This is a genomic window from Streptomyces sp. CB03238, from assembly GCF_002099185.1.
In the GTDB taxonomy this organism is placed as follows: domain Bacteria; phylum Actinomycetota; class Actinomycetes; order Streptomycetales; family Streptomycetaceae; genus Streptomyces.
This window is the reverse complement of record NZ_NBCN01000012.1, coordinates 60,415-80,726: the sequence shown is the minus strand read 5'-3', so window position 1 is coordinate 80,726 and position 20,312 is coordinate 60,415. Positions and strand designations below refer to the sequence as shown.

The following is a 20,312-nucleotide window of genomic DNA, read 5'->3' as shown; positions in this document are numbered from 1 at the left end:
GGGAAAGATTCAGGCGGTTTCGCGGACCGCGCGGGCCAGCGTCCGCAGCCCCTCGTCCAGCTCGTCGGGCGTGACCGTCAGCGGCGGCAGCAGCTTGACGACCTCGCTCTGCGGGCCGGAGGTCTCCACCAGCAGCCCCAGCTCGAAGGCGCGCGCGCAGACCGCCGCGGCACGCGACTTGTCGGTGAACTCCATGCCCCACACCAGGCCACGGCCCCGGAAGTGGGCGCCGTAGGCGGAGTTCTCGTCGCAGATCGCCAGCAGCGCCTGCTCGACCTGCTCGCCGCGCGCGATGGTCTGCTTCTCCATCTGACCGTCGGCCCAGTAGGTGTCCAGCGCGGCGGTGGCCGTGACGAAGGCCGGGTTGTTGCCGCGGAAGGTGCCGTTGTGCTCACCGGGGGCCCACACGTCCAGCTCCGGCATGAACAGGCACAGCGACATCGGCAGGCCGTAGCCGCTGATGGACTTCGACAGGGTGACGATGTCCGGGGTGATGCCCGCCTCCTCGAAGGAGAAGAAGGCACCGGTGCGGCCGCAGCCCATCTGGATGTCGTCGACGATCAGCAGCATGTCCTGGCGGTCGCACAGCTCCCGCAGCGCGCGCAGCCACTCGGCGCGGGCGACGTTGATGCCGCCCTCGCCCTGCACGGTCTCCACGATCACGGCGGCCGGCTTGTTGAGGCCCGAGCCCTGGTCCTCCAGGAGCCGCTCGAACCACAGGAAGTCCGGGACCTGGCCGTCGAGGTAGTTGTCGAACGGCATGGGCGTGCCGTGCACCAGCGGGATACCGGCCCCGGCGCGCTTGAACGCGTTGCCGGTGACGGCGAGCGAGCCGAGGGACATGCCGTGGAAGGCGTTGGTGAACGACACGATCGACTCGCGCCCCTTCACCTTCCGGGCCAGCTTCAGCGCGGCCTCCACGGCGTTGGTGCCGGTCGGGCCGGGGAACATCACCTTGTAGGGCAGGTCGCGCGGCCGCAGGATCACGTTCTGGAAGGACTCCAGGAACGCGCGTTTCGCGGTCGTAGCCATGTCGAGACCGTGCGTGATGCCGTCACGCTCGAGGTAGTCGAGCAGGGCGCGTTTCAGTACGGGGTTGTTGTGGCCGTAGTTGAGCGAGCCGGCGCCGGCGAAGAAGTCGAGGTAGGTGTGTCCGTCCTCGTCGGTGAGGCGTGCGCCCTGCGCACGGTCGAACACGGCGGGCCAACCGCGGCAGTAGCTGCGCACCTCCGACTCCAGGGTCTCGAAGACGCTCAGGGCGGGCGGGGTGATGGTCACAGCGGTTCGTCTCCTCGGTGGGGGTGTCTCAGGCGTGTCGGGCGGCGTTGGGTCGGTGGCGCGTTCAGGCGACGGGGCTGATGCGGTAGAGCACCTCGGGCTCGTGCGTCCCCTCGGGGAACAGCCCCCCGTTGAAGAGGACCTCACGCTCCAGTGACGCGCCACGGCGCTCCGCGTACGCGGTGAAGAGGCGGTCCGACGCCGTGTTGTCCGGGGTGATCGTGGTCTCCACGGTGTGGACGCCCTGTCCGGCCACGCGCGCCGTCAGCGCGTCGAGCAGCACGCCGGCCAGCCCCTGGCCACGGTGGTCGTGGTCCACGGCGACCTGCCAGACGACGAGGGTGTGCGGGCGCTGCGGCCTGATGTACCCCGTTACGAACGCGATCGGCTCTCCGTCGGCGCCGCGCGCCACCAGTGAGGTGGCGGCGAAGTCGCGGCACCACAGCAAATAGCTGTACGAGGAGTTGAGGTCCAGGACCTCGGAGTCGCGGGCAATGCGCCAGATCGCGGCTCCGTCCTCCACTCGCGGGGTGTCGATACCGATGGCCGGCGTGGCCGGTCGGTGGAATTCGTTTCGGGCACGTACAAGGTCTGCTTGTGCGGCGGTCATGCGGATTGAACTTACCCAGCAATTTCTGAAATTGCATCGGGGTCAGGGGTTGGGTGAGCGCCTGACCTGTGTTATCGCGCGGGCGCGAGCTCAATGGCCGACCGCTCGCCGAACGCCGCTATTTGCCCGGATAAGTACCCGCAAAACGGGCGTGATGTGGAATCGGTCACACCGGAGTAACCGGCTTGACATCTGCCCGAATTGCCCGTCGAGTCCTTATGAAATCTTTGCGTTTAGGGTCTGGAAAACGGGGCAGAAGAATGCGGGAAGCTACCCGGGAAGGTGTCCGTCCTAAAGCAGTGCCATGAATTCGGTGAAGTATTCCCCGCCCATTCCCTGTTCGCCATTCCGGCGATGCTCCCGCTCGGCCGCCGCCCCCGCCGGCTGAGTCGTTCCGGCCTCTCGGCCCGTACCTGTGCCTACATGTGCGTAGGCGCCCCGGCGGTACGGGAAGAAGACGGGACAGGGAAGCGGTTGACCAGCACAGTGATCATCAACGGTGATGGGTGGGGGCCAGGAATGGAGCTGCGTCAGCTGGAGTACTTCGTCGCGGTCGCCGAGGAGCTCGGCTTCGGACGGGCCGCGGAGCGGCTGCACACCGTCCCCGCATCCGTGAGCCGGCAGATCGCCCGGCTGGAGCACGAGCTGGGGCTGCGGCTGTTCGACCGCTCGGACCGGCACGGCGTACGGCACGGCGTACGGCACGGTGTGCGCCTCACGGCGGCCGGCGAGCGGCTGCTGCCCGAGGCCCGCGCGGCGCTGGCCGCGGCCTCCCGGGTCCGGGACACCGCCGCCGGGATCACCGCGGGGACGGAGGGTTTGGTACGGCTCGGCACCACCCGGGCCTTCGCCGACCGCGTCTACCGCGCCCTCGACACCCTGGCCGCGCGCCGCCCGGGGCTGCGCGTCCGGCTGGAGCGGGCGCCCCAGGAGGCCCGCCTCGCGGCCGTACGCTCCGGAACGTTCGACGCCGCCCTCGTACGCACCCTGCGGCGGGCCGACGGCGTGGCCCTGCACCCGCTGTGGGCCGAGCCGCTGGTCGCCGCGCTGCCCGCCTCCCACGCGCTCGCGCTCGGCCTCGCGGAGGGCGAGGCCCCGAGCCTCGACCGGCTGGCGCGCCTGCCCCTGCGGCTGGCCCCGCGCGCCGCCGACCCGGCCCTGCACGACCTGGTCACGGCCGCGCTGCCGGACTGGACGCCCGGACCGCCGTTCACCACGCTCCGGGACACGCTCACCGAGCTGGCCGCCCACCCGGAGCCGTCATGGGCGCTGTTCCACCCGGTGGGCCCGCTGCCACCGATGCCCCGGGTCACCTTCCGTACGCTGCCGGACCTCACGGTCCCGGTCTCCCTGGCCGTCCCGTCGGGCCGCCCACCCACCCCGCCGGTCCAGGCCCTCCTGGAAGCCCTGGCAACCACCACCGCGTCACCCCTCACGGGCCCGCCGCCTGCCGGGAGGGCGCCCAAGGTGGTGGCGCCCACGGGTAGGGCACCCGCCGGGGCGGCGCCCACGGGGACGGCACCCACCGGGGCGGTCACGTCCACGGTGCGGTGACCGCCGGGAGGGCGCCCACCGGGGCGGCGCCCGCGGGTATGGCGTCGGCCGGGTCACGTCTGCGGTGCGGTGACCGCAGGGAGGGCGCCTACCGGGGCGGCGCCCATGGGTACGGCGCCCGCCGGGGCGGTCACGTCTACGCGGCGGCGCCCGCCGGGGCGGGGCCCACCAGCGCCGTCAGGTCCACGCCGCGGTGACCGCCCGGCGGGCGGCCGGCACGTCCGCCGCCGAGCCGGTCAGCTCGGTCAAGGCGGCGCCGAGGGCCGTCAGCGAGGACTCGACCACGGCCCGGTCGGCGTCCGGCCCGTAGTGGTTGACCCGGACCATCTCCTTGGCCAGCGCCCCGCCGCCCGCCGCCAGGGGGAGCGACGGGTCGGCGGCCAGGGCGGCGGCCACCAGCTCGGCGGCGTCCACCCCGGCCGGGGCGCGCAGCGTCGTCGCGACCGGGGCGGCGTCCTTCGCCTCGTACACGTACGGCTCCAGGCCGCCACCCAGCGCGAGCGCACCCGCGCGGGTGGCCGCCGCGGCCGACGCGTGGCGGGCCATCAGCGTGTCCAGGCCCGCCGCCTCGATGCGCTCCAGGCACGCCTCCAGCGCCAGCATCTCCAGCTGCGCGGGCGCGTGCGGCAGCGCCGTGCGGCCGGCGTCGATCCAGCGCTCCTTCCAGTCCAGCAGGGAGAGGTACGAGCGGCGCGGCGCGGCCGGGTTGGCCGCGAACCGCTCCCACGCGCGCGTGCTGACCGACACCGCCGAGACCCCCGCCGGGCCGCCCATCGCCTTCTGCGCGCCGATGACGCACAGGTCCACGCCCCAGGCGTCCGGCAGCACCGGCTCCGCGCCGACCGAGGCCACCGCGTCCAGTTGGAACAGCGCGCCGTGCGCCCGTACCACCTCACCGATCTCGGCGACCGGGTTGGTGTTGCCGGTCGCCGCCTCCGCGTGCACCAGCGACACGAAGTCGATCTCCGGGTTCCGCTCCAGCGCCTCGCCGATCCGGTCGGCCGTCACCGCGGTGTGGAACGGCACCTCCAGGTCCACCACCGTCGCGCCGCAGTCGCGCAGCCAGTTGCCGAAGGTCTGCCCGTACGGCCCGGTGATCACGTTCAGGGCGGTCGAACCGGGCCGCGCGCCCGCGCGGATGCAGCCCTCCAGCGGCAGCAGCGCCTCGCCCTGCGTGATCACCACGTCCTGCTCGGTGGCCAGCAGCGCGGCCACGCGCCGCTCGATGGCCGCGAAGCGGTCGGCGGTCAGCGGGGGCAGATCGAGGAGGGGGTGCGTCACGGGGCGGCTCTCTTCTCGCTTCACGTACGGACTGCTTCGCCGAGGGTACTTCCGCCCTCGTAGAGTGCTGGACATGAGCGTGGTGCTGCATGTGACGGGGCGGGTACTGGCGGGCCCGGACGACGTACGCGACGAGCTGTGGGTGGTCGACGGGCGGGTCACCTACGACCGGCCGTCCGCCGCGCGGGACGTCAGGACGGTGACGGGCTGGGCGCTGCCCGGACTGGTCGACGCGCACTGCCATGTCGGGCTCGACGCCCACGGGGCCGTCGACGAGGCCACCAGCGAGAAGCAGGCGCTCACCGACCGGGACGCCGGCACGCTGCTGATCCGCGACGCCGGGTCCCCGGCGGACACCCGCTGGATCGACGACCGCGACGACCTGCCGAAGATCATCCGCGCGGGCCGGCACATCGCCCGCACCCGCCGCTACATCCGCAACTACGCCCACGAGATCGAGCCCGCCGACCTCGTCGCGTACGTCGGACGCGAGGCCCGCCGCGGCGACGGCTGGGTCAAGCTCGTCGGCGACTGGCTCGACCGGGGCACCGGCGACCTGGGCGCCTGCTGGCCGCGCGCCGAGGTGGAGGCGGCCATCGCGGAGGCGCACCGGCTCGGCGCGCGCGTCACCGCCCACTGCTTCGCCGAGGAGTCGCTGGCCGACCTCGTCGAGGCCGGGATCGACTGCGTCGAGCACGCCACGGGCCTGACCGAGGACACCATCCCGCTGTTCGCCGAGCGCGGCGTGGCGATCGTGCCGACGCTCGTCAACATCGCCACGTTCCCGAAGCTCGCGGACGGCGGAGAGGCCAAGTTCCCGCGCTGGGCCGACCACATGCGGCGGCTGCACGCGCGCCGGTACGACACCGTGCGCGCCGCGTACGACGCGGGCATCCCCGTCTTCGTCGGCACCGACGCGGGCGGCTCGCTGGCGCACGGCCTGGTCGCCGCCGAGGTCGCCGAACTGGTCAGGGCCGGCATTCCGCCCCTGCAAGCCCTGTCGGCGACGACGTGGGGGGCCAGGGCCTGGCTGGGGCGGCCCGCCCTGGAGGAGGGCGCCCCGGCCGACCTGGTGGTCTACGACGAGGACCCGCGCGCGGACGTCCGCGTGCTCGCGGCGCCGCGGCGGGTGGTCCTGCGCGGCCGCGTCATCGACTAGCGGGTGAAGAAGAGCAGTCGCGCGCGCTTCTCCGCGATGTGCACCTCCGGCAGCACGACCTCCGGCAGGACCACCTCCGGCCCCGGCTCGAAGCCGTTGCGGACGAGCAGCGCGATCGCCTTGTCGTTCGCGGCGTCGGGCTCGGCGACGATCCGGTCGCGGCCGCCGCTCAGCGCGAACCGGGTCAGCACGCCCAGCAGGTGCGAGGAGAACCCGCGCCGGGGCGTGTCGGCCGGCGCGATCAGCAGGTGCACGCCGATGTCGCCCGGCCGGGCCTCGTAGCACTCGCTGACCCGGTCGGCCTCGGGCTCGTACGTCTGGAACAGCGCGACCGGCTCACCGTCCCGGTGCACCAGGTAGCCGTGGTGCGTGGTGAGGGAGTCCAGGTGCGCGTAGATCTCCCGTACGTCGTCGACGGTGGTCTCCCGCATGCCCCAGAACCGGGCCCGGTCCTCGCTGACCCAGCCGTGCAGCAGCTCGGCGTCCCGGTCCGGGTCGACGCGGACGATACGGACCGTCCCGAAACCGTCGACGGTCTGCTCGTACACGCACTCAGCGGTGGTCATGGTGTTCCTCGTGCTCCTCGGTGAGCTGGTTCCAGTCGGTGATGACGGGGGCGAGCCCGCCCCGGAGCCACAGGGGCAGCTGGTCGCGCCGGTGCGGGTCGCCGGGGACGCCCGAGGCGCCGAAGGGCACCACCCACAGGCTGTCCTCGCGCCGGGCCAGGTCCCAGACGTAGCGGGCGGCCGGGCCGCGGGCGCTGCGGTCGGTGAGGCCGGGTACGGACGACGTGGACAGGACGCAGTCGTGGTCGCCGTCGAGGCCCGGCCAGTCGGCGTCGTGCTCGGGGTCGGGGCCGGGGTCGGGCAGCGCCGCCCAGGGCGCCAGGCGGTGCGTGGCGCCCCAGGGCTGTGCGGGGGGAGCGGCGGCCACCTCCTCCAGGGCGGCGCGGACCGCGGCCAGCCGGTCGGCCTCCGGTACCGGTCCGCCCGTCAGCAGCGTCTCCAGGGCGTAGGCGACCCGCGGCACCAGGGCCAGCCAGGGCTGGAACAGCGCGGGGTACGCGGGCGGTTCGGCCAGCACGGCGAGCGCCGGGTGCTGGGCGAGGCGGCGCACGACCGCGCCGCGTACGGCCGCGAACAGCGCCGCGTCCGTGCTGTCGGCCGTCATGCGGCGGTTCCAGCACAGCAGCCGGTCGCGTACCTCGCGGGCCTCCAGGCCCAGGTCGGGCTGGGCGGCGACGAGGGCCAGCAGGGGCCGCGCGGAGGCCAGGTGGGTGTCCGTGTGGACGGCCGCCATGTCGGGGGCGGTCCAGCCCTTCCGCTCGTTCAGCAGGTGGGCGATGCGGTTCGCCCGGTGCGGGGCGGCGAACTCGACGCCGAGCGGGGAGGCGAGGCCGCGCGCGTTCGCCATCACCGCCACGCCGGCGACCGGTTCGCGGGGCATCGGGTCGTGGTGGCCGGTCCACTCGTGGCCGGGCTCCCAGGCGGGGACGACGCGCAGCCGGTTGTCGCGGTGGCGCAGCGGGACGTGACCGGCGACCCGGTGGAGGGTGCCGCCCTCGGTGTCGGCGGCCTGGACGACGTTGACGGGCTCCACCCAGCGGTCGAACGCCCGGTCCACGTCGGTGACGGTACGGGCCGCGAGCAGCGCGGGCAGGGTGGCGAAACCGAGCTCGTGGGTGACGCGCGGCGGGTAGCGGAGGCTGATCACGGCGTCCGGCTCGTCGATGATCACCGGCCCGCGCTCGGTCTCGACGACCTCGACGACGACCGGGTCGCCGCCCTTGACCTCGACGGTCTCGGTGTGGACGCGGGCGGGCGCCCAGCCGTCCGGGCCCAGCGCCTCGACGCCGCCGTCGCCGTCCCCGTCCCCGTCCCCGCCTTCGTCGGTGCGCCGCAGCCGCTCGCGGTACAGGTCCTGGTAGTCGGCCATGGCGTTGGTGATCGCCCACGCCACCGTGCCGGTGTGCCCGAAGTGGGCGAGGCCGGGTACGCCGGGCACGGCGAGCCCGACCACGTCGAACTCGCGGCAGGCCAGCCGGATCTGCTGGTAGACGCCGGGCGCCTCGATGAACCGGTGCGGATCGCCCGCGATGAGTGCCGCGCCGGTGGCGGTGCGCTCGCCGGTCACCAGCCAGCCGTTGCTGCCGGAGGTGCCGGGGCCGTCGGTGGCGAACAGCTCGGCGTGCTCCTCGCCGAGGTGCCGGACGACGTGGTCGCGCCACAGCTTGGTGGGGAAGCCCGCGAAGAGGATGTGCGTCGACAGCCACACGGCGAGCGGCGTCCACGGCTCCCACCGGCCGGGGACGAGTCCGGTGGCGGCGAACTCGGGCGAGCGGCGGGCGCCGCGCGTCAGCCCGTCGTTGACGCCGTCCACGTACGCGCACACCCAGGTACGGGTCGGCTCGTCCAGCGCGTCGAAGCAGCGGCGGGCGGTGTCGGCCAGCCGGGAGCGGCGGGCGAAGACGTCCCAGCCGACGGCCTCGGGGCCCAGGAAGGCGGCGGTGGTGCCCTGGGCACGGTGCCGCTCGACCTCCAGCTGCCAGGCGCGGTCCAGGGCGGTGGTGCGGCCCTGCGCGTGGGCGAGTTCGTGCGCGTCGGCGGCGCGGAGATGCGGGATGCCCCAGGTGTCCCGGTAGACCTCGATGCTCACTCTTGTCCCGATCTCTTTAGGTTAGGCTGCCCTAACTTAAAGCACGGTCGTGCCAGAAGCAATCCGGGGGTGGTGTTGACGCCCCGTGACGGCCGGGGCCCTCCCCTCGTTGACCATTTTTGCCGTTCTCCCGCAACGGATGGGATTTCGGCGAACGCCCGTGCCGAAAGATTCGAATATGGGAACGGAAAGCCCACTTTGGGGTGAACTCACGTCAGGCGTACGCCGGTTCACTCTCCGTACGTAAAGATTCCGGTGTCCCACGTCGCCGCCGCCCATGTGTCCCCATGGGCAGGGGTCGGCGACGCCATGTCTCCTGTGGGGGTTCCACCACCGTGAACAGCAACACCGTGCGCCTGCCCGCCCGCCTGCCCGCGGCGCGCCGCCGCGCCCTCTCCACCGCCGCGGCCGCCGTGGCGCTCGCCGCCGGGCCCGCGCTCCTCGCCGCGCCCATGGCGCACGCCACCGGCGGGGGAGAGGGGCGCGCGAGCGCGGTCGTCCTGCGTACCGACCTGGACGTGTCCCTGCTCGACAAGACCGTGCACGTGCCGCTCAAGGCCACGCTCAACGAGGTCCAGGCCCCCGCGAGCGCCCGGAAGACCGCGCTCACCGTCACCCTGGACGGCGTCGAGCAGGGCAGGCCGGTCAGCGTCCTCACGGCCGACGTCGCCACCGCGAAGGCCACCGCCGACGCGCGCCGCGCGGAAGGGCACACCAACCTCGCCCACGCCACGCTGCACGTCCCCGGGCTGCCGCTGCTGTCGCTGATCGAGGTCGAGAAGGTCACCTCCCGCGCGGTCTGCGAGGCCGGCGAGCAACCGGTCGCCGAGGCGAACCTGCTCGGCCGCGTCACCGTCCTCGGCAAGCGCGTGACGCTCACGGCCGGCGGCCCGACGAAGGTCGACGTCCCGGGCGTCGGCGAGGTGACGCTCGACCTGTCCACGACCCGCACCACCTCCCGCACCGCCGCCGCCACGGCCCTGGCGCTCACGGTGTCGGTGAACCCCCTGAAGGCCAACGTCGCGGACGTCACCGGCACGGTCACCCTCGCCGAGGCCACCTGCGAGTCCCCCACGGCCCCGCCGAAGCCCGCCGAGGCCAGGACCGTCGGCGTACAGCCCCAATCGGCCGGAGAACCGCAGCAGGCCAACCTCGCCGAAACGGGCGGCAGTTCCCTCACGCCCTACCTGGCCGGCGGCTCCCTCGCCCTCCTCACCGCCGGCTCGGCCGCCCTGACCCTGACACGCCGCGCCCGCGCGGCTCGCGGGCGCGGCTGACGCCGCTGACTACCTGGTCGGCCGCTGGGCGCCCCGACGGAGCCTGACAGCCGCGTAAGCGAGGGTCAGTGCTCCGGCGCCGACCGTCAGCCCCAGCCCATAGGCGACTTCGGAGTCACTGCCCCGTACGGAACCGCCGGTCCCGGCCGCGACGCCGCGCGTGGGCAGGGCGGCCTGAGCCCGGTCCGCCGTGTCGGGCGGGGTGGGCGCCGTCGTCGCCGTGGGGGTGGGTGCGAGGGTCCTGGTGGGCGAAGTGGGCGTCACCGCGCCAGGGGCGTTCACGCTGGGCAGAGCCTCGCAGGCGATACCGTCGTCCGGAGCCGGATCGTCCTCGTCGAGCCCGTGCGGGTCGCTCGGGTCCTGGTCGTAGACGGCCTGCGCTTCCTCCTGATAGGTGAAGTCGTCGCAGTTCAGGTCGGGCTGCGCGTGGGCAACGCCGGACAACGGTGCGGAAGCGGCGACGGCAAGCACGACGGCCGTCGCGGCGGTGCGGAAGTTCATGGCGAAACCTCCTCCCGGTCTTGCGACCATGGCCTATCGACCATAGGGAGGACGGCCCACTCCTGCCACTCGAACGGCTCGCACCGCCGCTCTCACACGTGCTTCAGCGGCCCTCCGCACGCCCCGCCATCGGTTCCGTCAGTGACCCACCGCCACCAACGCCTGGTCCAGGGCCTGGAGGAACCGGTTCGTCGTCACGCGGTCGCGGACCGCGAGCCGGAGCCACTGGGGGCCCAGCCCCGGGAACGTGTCGCCGCGCCTGGCCGCGAAGCCCAGCGACCGCAGCCGCTCCCGTACCACGTCCGCGCCCTCCATGCGGACCAGCACGAACGGCCCCTCCGCCGCCGTCACCGCCCGTACCTCGTCGAACTCGGCCAGCCCCGCCAGCAGATGCGCACGCTCCACCGCGATCCGGTGCGCCGCCAGTTCCGCCTCCGCCAGCGCCGGCCGCGACATGCACGCCTCGGCGGCCGCGAGCGCCGGCGTGGACACCGGCCACAGCGGCTGCGCCCGCTCCAGGGCCGTCACCGTCCCCGGGTCGGCCAGCACGTAGCCGATCCGCAGCCCGGCCAGGCCCCACGTCTTGGTGAGGCTGCGCAGCACCACCAGACCCGGCACGTCCGTCCGCCCCGCCAGCGCCTCCCGCTCACCGGGCACCGCGTCCATGAACGCCTCGTCCACCACCAGCGTCCGCCCGGGGCGGGCCAGCCGGGCCAGCAGGGCGGCCGAATGCAGCACCGACGTCGGGTTCGTCGGGTTGCCGACCACCACCAGGTCGGCGTCCTCCGGAACCGCCGCCGGGTCCAGCCGGAACCCGTCCTCCTCGCGCAGCAGCACCCGCCGCACCTCGTGCCCCGCGTCCCGCAGCGCCGCCTCCGGCTCCGTGAACTGCGGGTGCACCACCACCGGCCGCCGCACCGGCAGCGCCCGCGCCAGCAGCACGAACGCCTCCGCCACGCCCGCGGTCAGCAGCACCCGCTCGGCCGGCAGATCGTGCCGCGCCGCGACGGCGGCCCGCGCGGCCCGCCCGTCCGGATAGGCGGCGAGTCCGGTCAGGGAAGCAGCGATGCGCTCCCGCAGCCAGTCGGGCGGGGTGTTCGTCCGGACATTGACCGCGAGGTCGGTCAGCTTCTCGTCCCGGACCTCCGCGTCACCGTGGTGCCGCAGATCGTGAGTGTCGGTGTGCGTATACATGGCCGCCAGCGTGTGGGTGAAGTGGGGGGTGGGGGACGGGAGACCTATGGCCTCCCGGTAGCGCTCCATGACCAGGGTCTAACACTCCGGTGTCTCCCCAGCGATGTACCCGTGACCCACATTCAACAACCGCCTGCGCGCCACCGCACATGTCACCCGCCCCTCACCCGACTTCCGCTTCGGTACGAGGAGTTCGCCCCCGCCCGCCAGCGCCGCCGCCTCCGCCACCGACGGCGTCCCCGCCTCCGCCAGCACCGCCGCCGACGGATGCGGTACGGCGACCAGCGCCAACTCCCGCGCCGGATACGTACGCAACGGAACGCCCAGCCGCGCCGCGGCCTCGACGATCCCCGCCTCGCCCGCCTTGGCGTCGACCGTCGCCAGCTCGCCCACCTCGGACGCGGCCAGCCCCGCCTCCCGCAGCGTCTCCTCGATCAGCCCGAGCACCGCGGGGGCGGTCACGCCCCGCCCGGCCCCCACACCGACCACCACCGTCATCGCCCGCAGTGCTCCACGAACCGCCGCGCCGTCTCCGGCACGGCCGCCCAGTGCGTATGCACGTAACTCGCGTGCACACCGCCCTGTACGAAGCCCTCCACTCGCCTCACCGGCTGCCGCAGCCCCCACGCGGCCACCGGCCCCGCGCCCGGCTCGATCACCGTGCGGTGGAACTCGTGCCCCCGCATCCGTGTCCCGGCCGCCGCCAGCGGACTGTCGCTCACGGCCACCGCGTCCCGGTAGCCCAGCGTCAGCCGCTGCGACATCCGCGCGTCCGCGTCCAGGACACCGCACATCGGCTGCCCGTCCAACGACCGCGCCAGGTACAGCAGCCCCGCACACTCGGCGGCGACGGGCGCCCCGGACGCCGCCAGCTCGGCGACCGCCTTCCGGAGCCGCGCGTTGGCCGACAGCTCGGCCCCGTACATCTCCGGAAACCCGCCACCGATGACCAACCCGCTGGTCCTCTCGGGCAGTTCCTCGTCCCGCAACGGATCGAACGCCACGACGTCGGCCCCGGCGGCCGTCAGCAACTCGGCGTGCTCGGCGTACGAGAAGGTGAACGCCGCCCCACCGGCGACGGCGACGACGGGCCGGCCCGCGACCGGTTCCTGGGACGGCTCCCAGGGCGCGTCCGGCAGCGGAGGAGCCGACCGCGCCAACGCCAGCAGCCCCTCCAAGTCGCACCCCGCCCGCACCTGCTCCGCCTGCGCCGCCACCGCCTCCACGGCCGCCGCCTGCCGTTCGGCCACCGGCACCAGACCCAGGTGCCGCGAGGGCGTCGACACGGCCGGCGCCCGCCGCAGCACGCCCAGCACGGGCACGCCCGACTCGCCCAGCGCCTCCCGCAGCAGGTGCTCGTGCCGGTCGGTGGCCACCTTGTTGAGGATCACCCCGCCGATCCGCACCTCCGGGTCCCAGGACGCGAACCCGTGCACCAGCGCCGCCACCGACCTCGACTGCGACGACGCGTCCACCACCAGCACCACCGGCGCCTTCAGCAGCTTGGCCACCTGCGCCGTGGACGCCAGCTCACCCTGGTCGGCGGCACCGTCGTACAGCCCCATCACGCCCTCGACGACCGCCAGGTCGCACCCGCGCGCACCATGCGCGAAGAGCGGCGCGACCAGGTCCGTACCGCACATGTACGCGTCGAGGTTGCGGCCCGGGCGGCCGGTGGCGAGCGCGTGGTAGCCCGGGTCGATGTAGTCGGGGCCCACCTTGTGCGGGGACACCGCGAGACCACGGCCGGCGAACGCGGCCATCAGGCCGGTCGCCACCGTGGTCTTGCCCGCACCCGACGACGGCGCGGCGATGACGAGACGTGCTACCACTCGATGCCCCGCTGGCCCTTCTGACCCGCGTCCATCGGGTGCTTGACCTTCGACATGTCGGTGACGAGATCGGCGAAGTCCAGCAACTCCTGCGGCGCGTTGCGCCCGGTGATCACCACGTGCTGCTGACCGGGCCGGTTGCGCAGCACCTCGACGACCTCGGCCGTGTCGATCCACCCCCAGTGCAGCAGATAGGCGAACTCGTCGAGGACGTAGAACTTGTACGTCTCCGCCGCGAGGTCACGCTTGACCTGCTCCCAGCCCTCGCGCGCCTTGTCCTCGTGCGACTGCTCGCCCTCGGCCACCTCGCGCTGGATCCAGGACCAGCCCTCGCCCATCTTGTTCCAGGTGACGGTCCCGCCCTTGCCGGTCTCGCCGAGCGCCTTGAGGGCGTTCTCCTCGCCGACCTTCCACTTCGCCGACTTGACGAACTGGAACACCCCGATCGGCCAGCCCTGGTTCCAGGCGCGCAGCGCCATCCCGAACGCGGCTGTCGACTTCCCCTTGCCGATGCCCGTGTGCACCATCACCAGCGCACGGTTGCGGCGCTGGCGGGTGGTGAGTCCGTCGTCCGGTACGACAATCGGCTGTCCCTGCGGCATTAAGCGGCCCTCCCAGTAGTTGCCCGGGCGTCCCTCACGAGACCCGCGATCGAGTCCGCCCGAAGCTCGTCGAGTGTGACGGCGGTGCCGCCGAGGTTGCGGGCCAGCTCGGCGGCCAGCCCCAGTCGTACCGGCCCGGTCTCGCAGTCCACGACCACGGACGCGGTGCCCTCCGCCGCGTGCAGCCCCGCCGCGCGGGCGGCCAGCGCCAGCGGCTCCGGGCCGCCGGTCGCCCGGCCGTCGGTGACGACGACCAGCAGCGGGCGGCGCGCCGGGTCGCGCAGCCGCTCCACGCGCAGCACGTCATGGGCCTTCAGCAGCCCGGCCGCGAGCGGCGTGCGCCCACCCGTGGGCAGCAGCTCCAGGCGGGCGGCGGCCGCGTCGACCGACGACGTGGGCGGCAGGGCGAGATCCGCCGACGAGCCCCGGAACGTCACCAGCCCCACCTTGTCGCGCCGCTGGTACGCGTCCAGCAGCAGCGACAGCACGGCGCCCTTCACCGCGCCCATCCGCTGCCGGGCCGCCATCGAACCGGACGCGTCCACCGCGAACAGCACCAGGTTCCCCTCGCGCCCCTCGCGCGTCGCCTGGCGCAGATCGTCACGCCGTACGACCAGCCCGGGGCCCGACCGGCCACGCGCCCGCTGGTGCGGGGCGGCCGCCTGCACGGTCGCCGCCAGGTGCAGCTTGGTCAGCGCCCCCCGCGGCCGCCGCGCCCCGGTGGTCCTGCCGTGTTCGGTACGCGCCCGGGAACGGCGCCCCGCCGCGCCCTCGCCCAGGCCCGGCACGCTGAGCACCTTCGCCCGGAACGGTTCGGCGGCCTTGACGGGCGCCTGCTCGGGCGCACCGCCGCCGGGAGCCGGCGCCTGTTCCGGAGCGGCGGCCGACTCGTCGGACGGCTCCCCGCCCTGCGGAGGCACGCCGCCCCCGCCACCACCGGGCCCGCCCGGCCCCGGGTCCGGATCCGGGTCGTCGTCCCCGCCCCCGAACTCCTCCAGCGTCTCGTCCAGCTTGTCCTGGTCGAGCCCCGGCGCGTCGAACGGGTTGCGCCTGCGCCGGTGCGGCAGCGCCAGCAGCGCCGCCTGCCGTACGTCGTCGGACGTGACCTCCGTACGCCCCGCCCACGCGGCCAGCGCCGTCGCCGTCCGGGCCATCACGATGTCGGCGCGCATGCCGTCCACCTCGAACGCCGCGCACGTCGCCGCGATCTGCCGCAGCGCCGCGTCCCCCAGCGTGACGTCGGGCAGCAGTGCCCGCGCGGCCACGATCCGCTCCCGCAGCGCGGCCTCCTCGTCGGCCCACCGCGCCGCGAAGCCGGCCGGGTCGTCGTCGTACGCCAGCCTCCGCCGCACCACCTCCACCCGCTGCTCGGGCTCCCGCGAGGCGGCCACCTCCACGGTCAGCCCGAACCGGTCCAGCAACTGCGGCCGCAGCTCGCCCTCCTCCGGGTTCATCGTCCCGACCAGCAGGAAGCGGGCCGCATGCCGTACGGAGACGCCCTCACGCTCCACGTACGAGGCACCCATGGCGGCCGCGTCCAGCAGCAGGTCCACCAGATGGTCGTGGAGCAGGTTGACCTCGTCGACGTACAGCACGCCCCGGTGCGCGTCCGCCAGCAGTCCGGGTTCGAAGGCCTTCACGCCGTCCGCGAGCGCCCGCTCGATGTCCAGCGCGCCGACCAGCCGGTCCTCGGAGGCGCCGACGGGCAGCTCGACCATGCGGGCCGGACGGCTCACCGCCTCGGGTGCGGGATGCGGCCCGTCCGGGCAGGCGGGGTCCGGGGAGCCGGGCGCGCAGGAGAAACGGCAGCCCGCGACGACGTCCACGTCCGGCATGAGCGCCGCGAGGGCGCGTACCGCCGTCGACTTGGCGGTGCCCTTCTCCCCGCGTACGAGGACACCGCCGACGGCCGGGGACACCGCGTTCAGCAGCAGCCCCAGCCGAAGGTCGTCCATGCCGACGATCGCGGTGAACGGGTAGTGGGGTGCGGCGCTCATGAAGGTGCTCCGGGTGCGATGAAGGGAAGTCCTGTGGGCGGGCCCTGCTCGATGAGTTTCCAGAGGGCGTCGGTGTCCGCGTGTTCCTCGATCAGGTCGCCGAGCCGGTCCAGCTGCTCCTCGCGCAGCGCGCCGAACGACGTGTCGGGCGCCGGTACGAACCGTCTGCCGGCGGCCCGCGCCACGTCCGTGAGGAACGCCCGGCGGAAGCCGTCGCTCTCCAGGGAGCCGTGCCAGTGCGTGCCCCACACGGCCCCGACACGGCAACCGTCCAGGAACGGCTCTCCGCCCTGTACGTCGGCGACGCCGTGGTGGATCTCGTACCCCTCGACCCGCTCGCCGAGGGCCTCGCCGACCGGACGGGCGAGGGTCTTCTCGGGCGCGAAACGCACCCGTACCGGCAGCAGTCCGAGGGCGGGGACCTCACCGGCCCGGGACTCGACCTCGTCGTCGATGTGCTCGCCCAGCACCTGGAAGCCACCACAGATGCCGAGCACCGGACGGCCGTCGGCGGCCCGCCGTGCCAGGGCGTCGGCCAGGCCCCGCTCGCGCAGCCACGCCAGCGCCTTGACCGTGCCGCGCGTGCCGGGCACCACGACCAGGTCGGCGTCGACCAGCTCCTCCGGGCGGTCCACGAACCGGACCACGACGCCCGGCTCGGCGGCCAGCGCGTCGACGTCGGTGAAGTTGGACATCAGCGGTACGGCGCAGACGGCGACCCGCAGCACGTCCTCGCCGACCGGCGGGGCGACCACCGACTCGCGTACCGCGCCGCGCAGGGACACCCGCAGTCCGTCCTCCTCGTCGATGCCGAGGCCGTGCGCGTACGGCAGGACACCGAACGTCCGGCGGCCGGTCAGCCCCAGCATCATGTCCAGGCCCGGCTCCAGCAGCGTCACGTCGCCCCGGAACTTGTTGACCAGGTAGCCCGCGATCAGCGCCTGGTCCTCGGGTGCCAGCAGCGCCGTCGTACCGAAGAACTGGGCGAAGACCCCGCCCCGGTCGATGTCGCCGACCACGACGACGGGGAAGCGCGCGGCCCGCGCGATGCCCATGTTGACGATGTCGTTGCGGCGCAGGTTGATCTCGGCGGGGCTGCCCGCGCCCTCGCAGATGACCGCGTCGTACGTGCTCCGCAGCTCCTCCAGGCACTCCACCACCGTGCCGAGCAGCGCCTGCTGCCGGCCGCCGTGGTAGCCGCGCGCGCTCAGCTCGCCCACCGGCTTGCCCATCAGCACGACCTGGCTGGAGCGGTCGCTGCCGGGCTTGAGCAGCACCGGGTTCATCAGCGCGGTCGGCTCGACCCGCGCCGCCTGCGCCTGCATGGCCTGCGCGCGCCCGATCTCCGCGCCCTCGCGCGTCACGAACGAGTTGAGGGACATGTTCTGCCCCTTGAACGGCGCGACCTTCACGCCCTGCCGTACCAGCCAGCGGCAGATGCCGGCCGTGACGACGCTCTTGCCCGCGTCGGACGTGGTGCCCGCGACGAGCAGCCCCCCACCCTTGCTCATGTACGCCTCCGCTTGATCGCTCCGTACGCCAGCCGACCGCCCACGCACACCACCAGCGCCAGCCCGCTCACCCGGCGCGACAACCGCACCGCCCGCTCGATGTCGGCCACCTCGACGGCCCGCCCCTCCCCGTTGAGCACGGGCCGGTGCTCGACGCGGCCGCCGTACGACAGGGTCCCGCCGAGCCGTACGCCCAGCGTGCCCGCGAACGACGCCTCGACCGGGCCGGCGTTCGGGCTCGGGTGCCTGTCCGCGTCGGCCCGCCAGGCCCGTACCGCGCCGCGAGGGTTCCCGCCCGCGACCATCGCCAGGGCGGCCGTCAGGCGGGCGCCGGGCCAGCCGGCCACGTCGTCGAGGCGGGCGGACGCCCAGCCGAAGCGGCGGTACTTCGGGGACTTGTGCCCGACCATCGCGTCCAGGGTGTTCACCGCCCGGAAGCCGACCAGACCCGGTACGCCGCCGATCGCGCCCCACACGAGGGCGCCGACGACGGCGTCGGAGGTGTTCTCGGCGACCGACTCGACGACCGCGCGGGCGATGCCGGGGCCGTCCAGGGCCTGTGGGTCGCGCCCGCACAGGTGCGGCAGCCGCTCCCGGGCCACCTCCAGGTCACCGGCGGCCAGCGCGCCCCCGACGGCGCGGGCCTCGCGGCCCAGCGACGTACCGCCGACGACGGCCCACACGGAGGCGGCGGTCAGCGCGACGGAAAGGGCGCCGCCCCGGCTCCGTACCGCCCGGGTGGCGAGCGCTGCCGCCCCGGCCGCGCCCCCGGCGCACACCACGGCGTGCAGCGCGCCCCAGGCGCGGTGGTCGCGCCACAACACGCCCTCCACACCGGCGGCGGCGCGCCCGAAAGCGGCTACGGGGTGACCGCGGCGGGGATCGGCGAGGATCAGATCCGCGGCGAGCCCGGCGGCGGCGCCGTACGCGAAGACATGGTCACTGCGCATCGGATCAGTCCGCCGATACGCCTCGCCGACCTCTGAGGCACAAGGGTTTCCGTACAGCTGATGGCAGGCAGCCGGGCATGGGCGATGTCCTCACTCAGGGTCCGCGCCCTGGCTCGACGTGACCGGCGACGAGAGTTCCTGACTCATCCGGCCGCCTCGCTGGGCGGGCCGGACTCACAGTGGCGGGACCGCGCCGGATTCGCACCGGCTTCCTCTCCTGCCGCCGTAATGGCCCCGGCAGTCCACCACGCCCCGCGAACGCCCGTCAACTCGCCGTTGACCTGCGACGGGAGGTTGTGCCGAGGCGCACACCGGCGCACGACGGCACGCACGACAGCGCCCCTGGAACGAAACCCGTTCCAGGGGCGCCTTGTGCCGTGTTCCGCTCAGGTGACGATCAGGAAGATCCCGTACGCCACGGCCGCCGCGCAGAGCGCGAAGCACGCGTACGCGCCGGTGCGGGCCAGGGCGGCGGAGCCGCCGTTCGCGGAGGCCGTCTCCTGCTTGGAGAGGCCGACGATGCCGAGGGTGAACAGGCCCACCAGTGCGACGGTGGCCAGGAGGCTGACCCCGAAGACGGAGCCGAGAGCTGCCCAGTCGATCTTCATGCTGTTCTTTCCTTACACCGTGGCGGCGGGAGCCGGGGCGGTGGATGCCGGGGTGGCCTCCCCGGCCGGAGCCGGGATGGTGGCCTTGAGAGCGTGGTCGTGGTCGTCGGCGGCGACGGTGCCGGCCGGCGGCGGGGTGACGGCCGCGATCGCGGTGGTCACGACGCCCGCGGATTCACCGTCCGCGTCCACGTCGTTGACGTTGGTGTGGTCGACGACCTGGCGGCGGGAGATGAACCAGATCGCGGCGCACGAGGCGACCAGGAAGACCACCACGGCGGCGACGCCCCAGTCGCCCTGCCGGGTCACGAGCTCCGAGACGGCGGCGATCAGACCGGCGGCCGGCAGGGTCAGGCCCCAGGCGACGAACATCCGGGTGGCCGTGGACCAGCGCACCACGCCGCCCTTGCGGCCGAGGCCCGCGCCCATCACGGCGCCGGAGCAGGAGTGGGTCGTCGAGAGCGAGAAGCCCAGGTTGGAGGAGGCGAGGATGACGGCCGCCGCGCTGGTCTGGGCGGCGAAGCCCTGCTGCGGCTGGAGGTCGGTGAGGCCCTTGCCCATGGTGCGGATGATGCGCCAGCCGCCGAGGTAGGTGCCGAGCGCGATGGCGACACCGGCGGAGACGATCACCCAGACCGGCGGGTTGGAGCCGGGGGCGAGGGCGCCGGCGGCGACCAGGGCCAGGGTGATGATGCCCATGGTCTTCTGCGCGTCGTTGGTGCCGTGGGCGAGGGAGACCAGACCGGCGGAGGCGATCTGGCCGGCGCGGTAGCCCTTGCGGCCGGTCTTCTCGTCGATGTTCGCGCCGGCCTTGTACGTCAGGCGGGCGGCGAGCATCGCGGCGAGGCCGGCGACCAGCGGCGCGGCGATGGCCGGGATCAGGACCTTGGTGACGACGACGCCGCCGTTGACGCCGCCGATGCCGACCGAGGCGACGGTGGCGCCGACGAGGCCGCCCATCAGGGCGTGGGAGGAGCTGGACGGCAGACCGACCAGCCAGGTCAGCAGGTTCCACAGGATCGCGCCGACGAGCGCCGCGAAGATCACTTCGGGTTGGATGCCCTCCTCGTTGACGAGCCCGCTGGAGATCGTCTTGGCGACCTCGACGGAGAGGAAGGCGCCGACCAGGTTGAGCACGGCGGACATGGCCACCGCCGTCTTGGGCTTCATCGCGCCGGTCGAGATGGTGGTCGCCATCGCGTTGGCGGTGTCATGGAAACCGTTCGTGAAATCGAACACGAGAGCTGTCACGACCACAATGGCGAGCAGCAGCGTGATGTGTTCCATTTACCCAGGCAATCGT

The 20,312-nt window shown here is 73.8% G+C and carries 17 protein-coding genes, 1 pseudogene and 1 riboswitch; of the genes and pseudogenes, 3 read left to right on the top strand and 15 right to left on the bottom strand.

Features of this window, described 5'->3' with window-relative positions; all coding sequences use genetic code 11:
• Positions 1-9 precede the first annotated feature (9 nt).
• Entirely contained in the window at positions 10-1,278 is a 1,269-nt protein-coding gene (gene ectB / locus BKD26_RS23150) for a diaminobutyrate--2-oxoglutarate transaminase (protein WP_084901404.1), read from the bottom strand.
• Between the two features lie 64 nt (positions 1,279-1,342).
• Complete coding sequence (gene ectA / locus BKD26_RS23145; protein WP_179166655.1) at positions 1,343-1,888, bottom strand: diaminobutyrate acetyltransferase; 546 nt, start codon at positions 1,886-1,888, stop codon at positions 1,343-1,345.
• Positions 1,889-2,407: 519 nt separating this feature from the next.
• Between ectA and BKD26_RS23140 the strand changes: the two genes are divergently transcribed.
• The gene (locus BKD26_RS23140) at positions 2,408-3,442 is read left to right on the top strand and encodes a LysR family transcriptional regulator (RefSeq protein ID WP_084901401.1); all 1,035 of its coding nucleotides are present in this window, start codon (positions 2,408-2,410) and stop codon (positions 3,440-3,442) included.
• A gap of 177 nt (positions 3,443-3,619) precedes the next feature.
• Here the strand turns inward: BKD26_RS23140 and BKD26_RS23135 are convergent, their stop codons facing one another.
• Positions 3,620-4,723, bottom strand: a complete 1,104-nt coding sequence (locus tag BKD26_RS23135; protein ID WP_084901398.1) for an aminotransferase class V-fold PLP-dependent enzyme — start codon at positions 4,721-4,723, stop codon at positions 3,620-3,622.
• A gap of 73 nt (positions 4,724-4,796) precedes the next feature.
• Here BKD26_RS23135 and BKD26_RS23130 point away from each other — a divergent pair, with 73 nt between their 5' ends.
• Entirely contained in the window at positions 4,797-5,882 is a 1,086-nt protein-coding gene (locus BKD26_RS23130; protein WP_073753107.1) for an amidohydrolase family protein, read from the top strand.
• On the opposite strand, the gene BKD26_RS23125 is transcribed toward BKD26_RS23130, so the two are convergent.
• Together BKD26_RS23125 and BKD26_RS23120 are read right to left on the bottom strand one after the other, a co-directional pair.
• Positions 5,879-6,448, bottom strand: coding sequence for a GNAT family N-acetyltransferase (locus BKD26_RS23125; protein ID WP_084901396.1), 570 nt, complete (start codon positions 6,446-6,448; stop codon positions 5,879-5,881). The two genes, BKD26_RS23130 and BKD26_RS23125, sit on opposite strands and share 4 nt — an antisense overlap.
• Positions 6,435-8,537 (bottom strand): penicillin acylase family protein, encoded by a 2,103-nt coding sequence (locus BKD26_RS23120; RefSeq protein ID WP_084901393.1) that lies wholly within the window; start codon positions 8,535-8,537, stop codon positions 6,435-6,437. The genes BKD26_RS23125 and BKD26_RS23120 overlap by 14 nt, the downstream gene beginning before the upstream one ends.
• Before the next feature lie 335 nt (positions 8,538-8,872).
• Between BKD26_RS23120 and BKD26_RS23115 the strand changes: the two genes are divergently transcribed.
• Positions 8,873-9,814, top strand: a complete 942-nt coding sequence (locus tag BKD26_RS23115; protein ID WP_084901391.1) for an SCO1860 family LAETG-anchored protein — start codon at positions 8,873-8,875, stop codon at positions 9,812-9,814.
• Between the two features lie 9 nt (positions 9,815-9,823).
• Here the strand turns inward: BKD26_RS23115 and BKD26_RS23110 are convergent, their stop codons facing one another.
• The 10 genes and pseudogenes from BKD26_RS23110 to BKD26_RS23065 form a co-directional block, all read right to left on the bottom strand.
• A complete protein-coding gene (locus BKD26_RS23110) occupies positions 9,824-10,315 on the bottom strand; it encodes a hypothetical protein (protein WP_084901388.1) in 492 nt (163 codons plus the stop codon).
• A gap of 138 nt (positions 10,316-10,453) precedes the next feature.
• Complete coding sequence (gene cobC / locus BKD26_RS23105; RefSeq protein ID WP_084901732.1) at positions 10,454-11,509, bottom strand: Rv2231c family pyridoxal phosphate-dependent protein CobC; 1,056 nt, start codon at positions 11,507-11,509, stop codon at positions 10,454-10,456.
• A 132-nt stretch (positions 11,510-11,641) separates the two neighbouring features.
• Positions 11,642-12,016: pseudogene (locus BKD26_RS23100) on the bottom strand (cobalamin biosynthesis protein); the annotation flags it as partial.
• On the bottom strand, positions 12,004-13,341 hold the full coding sequence (locus BKD26_RS23095; RefSeq protein WP_084901383.1) for a cobyrinate a,c-diamide synthase: 1,338 nt from the start codon (positions 13,339-13,341) through the stop codon (positions 12,004-12,006). The pseudogene BKD26_RS23100 and the gene BKD26_RS23095, both read right to left, overlap by 13 nt.
• Entirely contained in the window at positions 13,335-13,943 is a 609-nt protein-coding gene (gene cobO, locus BKD26_RS23090) for a cob(I)yrinic acid a,c-diamide adenosyltransferase (protein ID WP_084901381.1), read from the bottom strand. The genes BKD26_RS23095 and cobO overlap by 7 nt, the downstream gene beginning before the upstream one ends.
• A complete protein-coding gene (locus BKD26_RS23085; protein WP_084901378.1) occupies positions 13,943-15,940 on the bottom strand; it encodes a putative cobaltochelatase in 1,998 nt (665 codons plus the stop codon). Before BKD26_RS23085 ends, cobO begins: the two co-directional genes overlap by 1 nt.
• Positions 15,937-17,451, bottom strand: a complete 1,515-nt coding sequence (locus tag BKD26_RS23080) for a cobyric acid synthase (RefSeq protein WP_084901376.1) — start codon at positions 17,449-17,451, stop codon at positions 15,937-15,939. Before BKD26_RS23080 ends, BKD26_RS23085 begins: the two co-directional genes overlap by 4 nt.
• Positions 17,448-18,401 carry a cobalamin biosynthesis protein gene (locus tag BKD26_RS23075; RefSeq protein ID WP_084901373.1) on the bottom strand — a complete coding sequence of 318 codons (954 nt, stop codon included), beginning with the start codon at positions 18,399-18,401 and terminating at the stop codon, positions 17,448-17,450. The genes BKD26_RS23080 and BKD26_RS23075 overlap by 4 nt, the downstream gene beginning before the upstream one ends.
• Before the next feature lie 132 nt (positions 18,402-18,533).
• A riboswitch (cobalamin riboswitch) is annotated at positions 18,534-18,617 on the bottom strand.
• 170 nt (positions 18,618-18,787) lie between these two features.
• Positions 18,788-19,009, bottom strand: a complete 222-nt coding sequence (locus BKD26_RS23070) for a hypothetical protein (RefSeq protein WP_073752768.1) — start codon at positions 19,007-19,009, stop codon at positions 18,788-18,790.
• A 12-nt stretch (positions 19,010-19,021) separates the two neighbouring features.
• The gene (locus BKD26_RS23065) at positions 19,022-20,296 is read right to left on the bottom strand and encodes an inorganic phosphate transporter (RefSeq protein WP_084901370.1); all 1,275 of its coding nucleotides are present in this window, start codon (positions 20,294-20,296) and stop codon (positions 19,022-19,024) included.
• Between the last annotated feature and the right edge of the window lie 16 nt (positions 20,297-20,312).

Coding starts and splice junctions, on each gene's coding strand:
- ectA (WP_179166655.1), bottom strand. CDS start 1,888: ATGACCGCCGCACAAGCAGACCTTGTACGTGCCCGAAACGAATTCCAC.
- BKD26_RS23140 (WP_084901401.1), top strand. CDS start 2,408: ATGGAGCTGCGTCAGCTGGAGTACTTCGTCGCGGTCGCCGAGGAGCTC.
- BKD26_RS23130 (WP_073753107.1), top strand. CDS start 4,797: ATGAGCGTGGTGCTGCATGTGACGGGGCGGGTACTGGCGGGCCCGGAC.
- BKD26_RS23125 (WP_084901396.1), bottom strand. CDS start 6,448: ATGACCACCGCTGAGTGCGTGTACGAGCAGACCGTCGACGGTTTCGGG.
- BKD26_RS23110 (WP_084901388.1), bottom strand. CDS start 10,315: ATGAACTTCCGCACCGCCGCGACGGCCGTCGTGCTTGCCGTCGCCGCT.
- cobC (WP_084901732.1), bottom strand. CDS start 11,509: ATGTATACGCACACCGACACTCACGATCTGCGGCACCACGGTGACGCG.
- cobO (WP_084901381.1), bottom strand. CDS start 13,943: ATGCCGCAGGGACAGCCGATTGTCGTACCGGACGACGGACTCACCACC.
- BKD26_RS23085 (WP_084901378.1), bottom strand. CDS start 15,940: ATGAGCGCCGCACCCCACTACCCGTTCACCGCGATCGTCGGCATGGAC.
- BKD26_RS23080 (WP_084901376.1), bottom strand. CDS start 17,451: ATGAGCAAGGGTGGGGGGCTGCTCGTCGCGGGCACCACGTCCGACGCG.
- BKD26_RS23075 (WP_084901373.1), bottom strand. CDS start 18,401: ATGCGCAGTGACCATGTCTTCGCGTACGGCGCCGCCGCCGGGCTCGCC.
- BKD26_RS23070 (WP_073752768.1), bottom strand. CDS start 19,009: ATGAAGATCGACTGGGCAGCTCTCGGCTCCGTCTTCGGGGTCAGCCTC.
- BKD26_RS23065 (WP_084901370.1), bottom strand. CDS start 20,296: ATGGAACACATCACGCTGCTGCTCGCCATTGTGGTCGTGACAGCTCTC.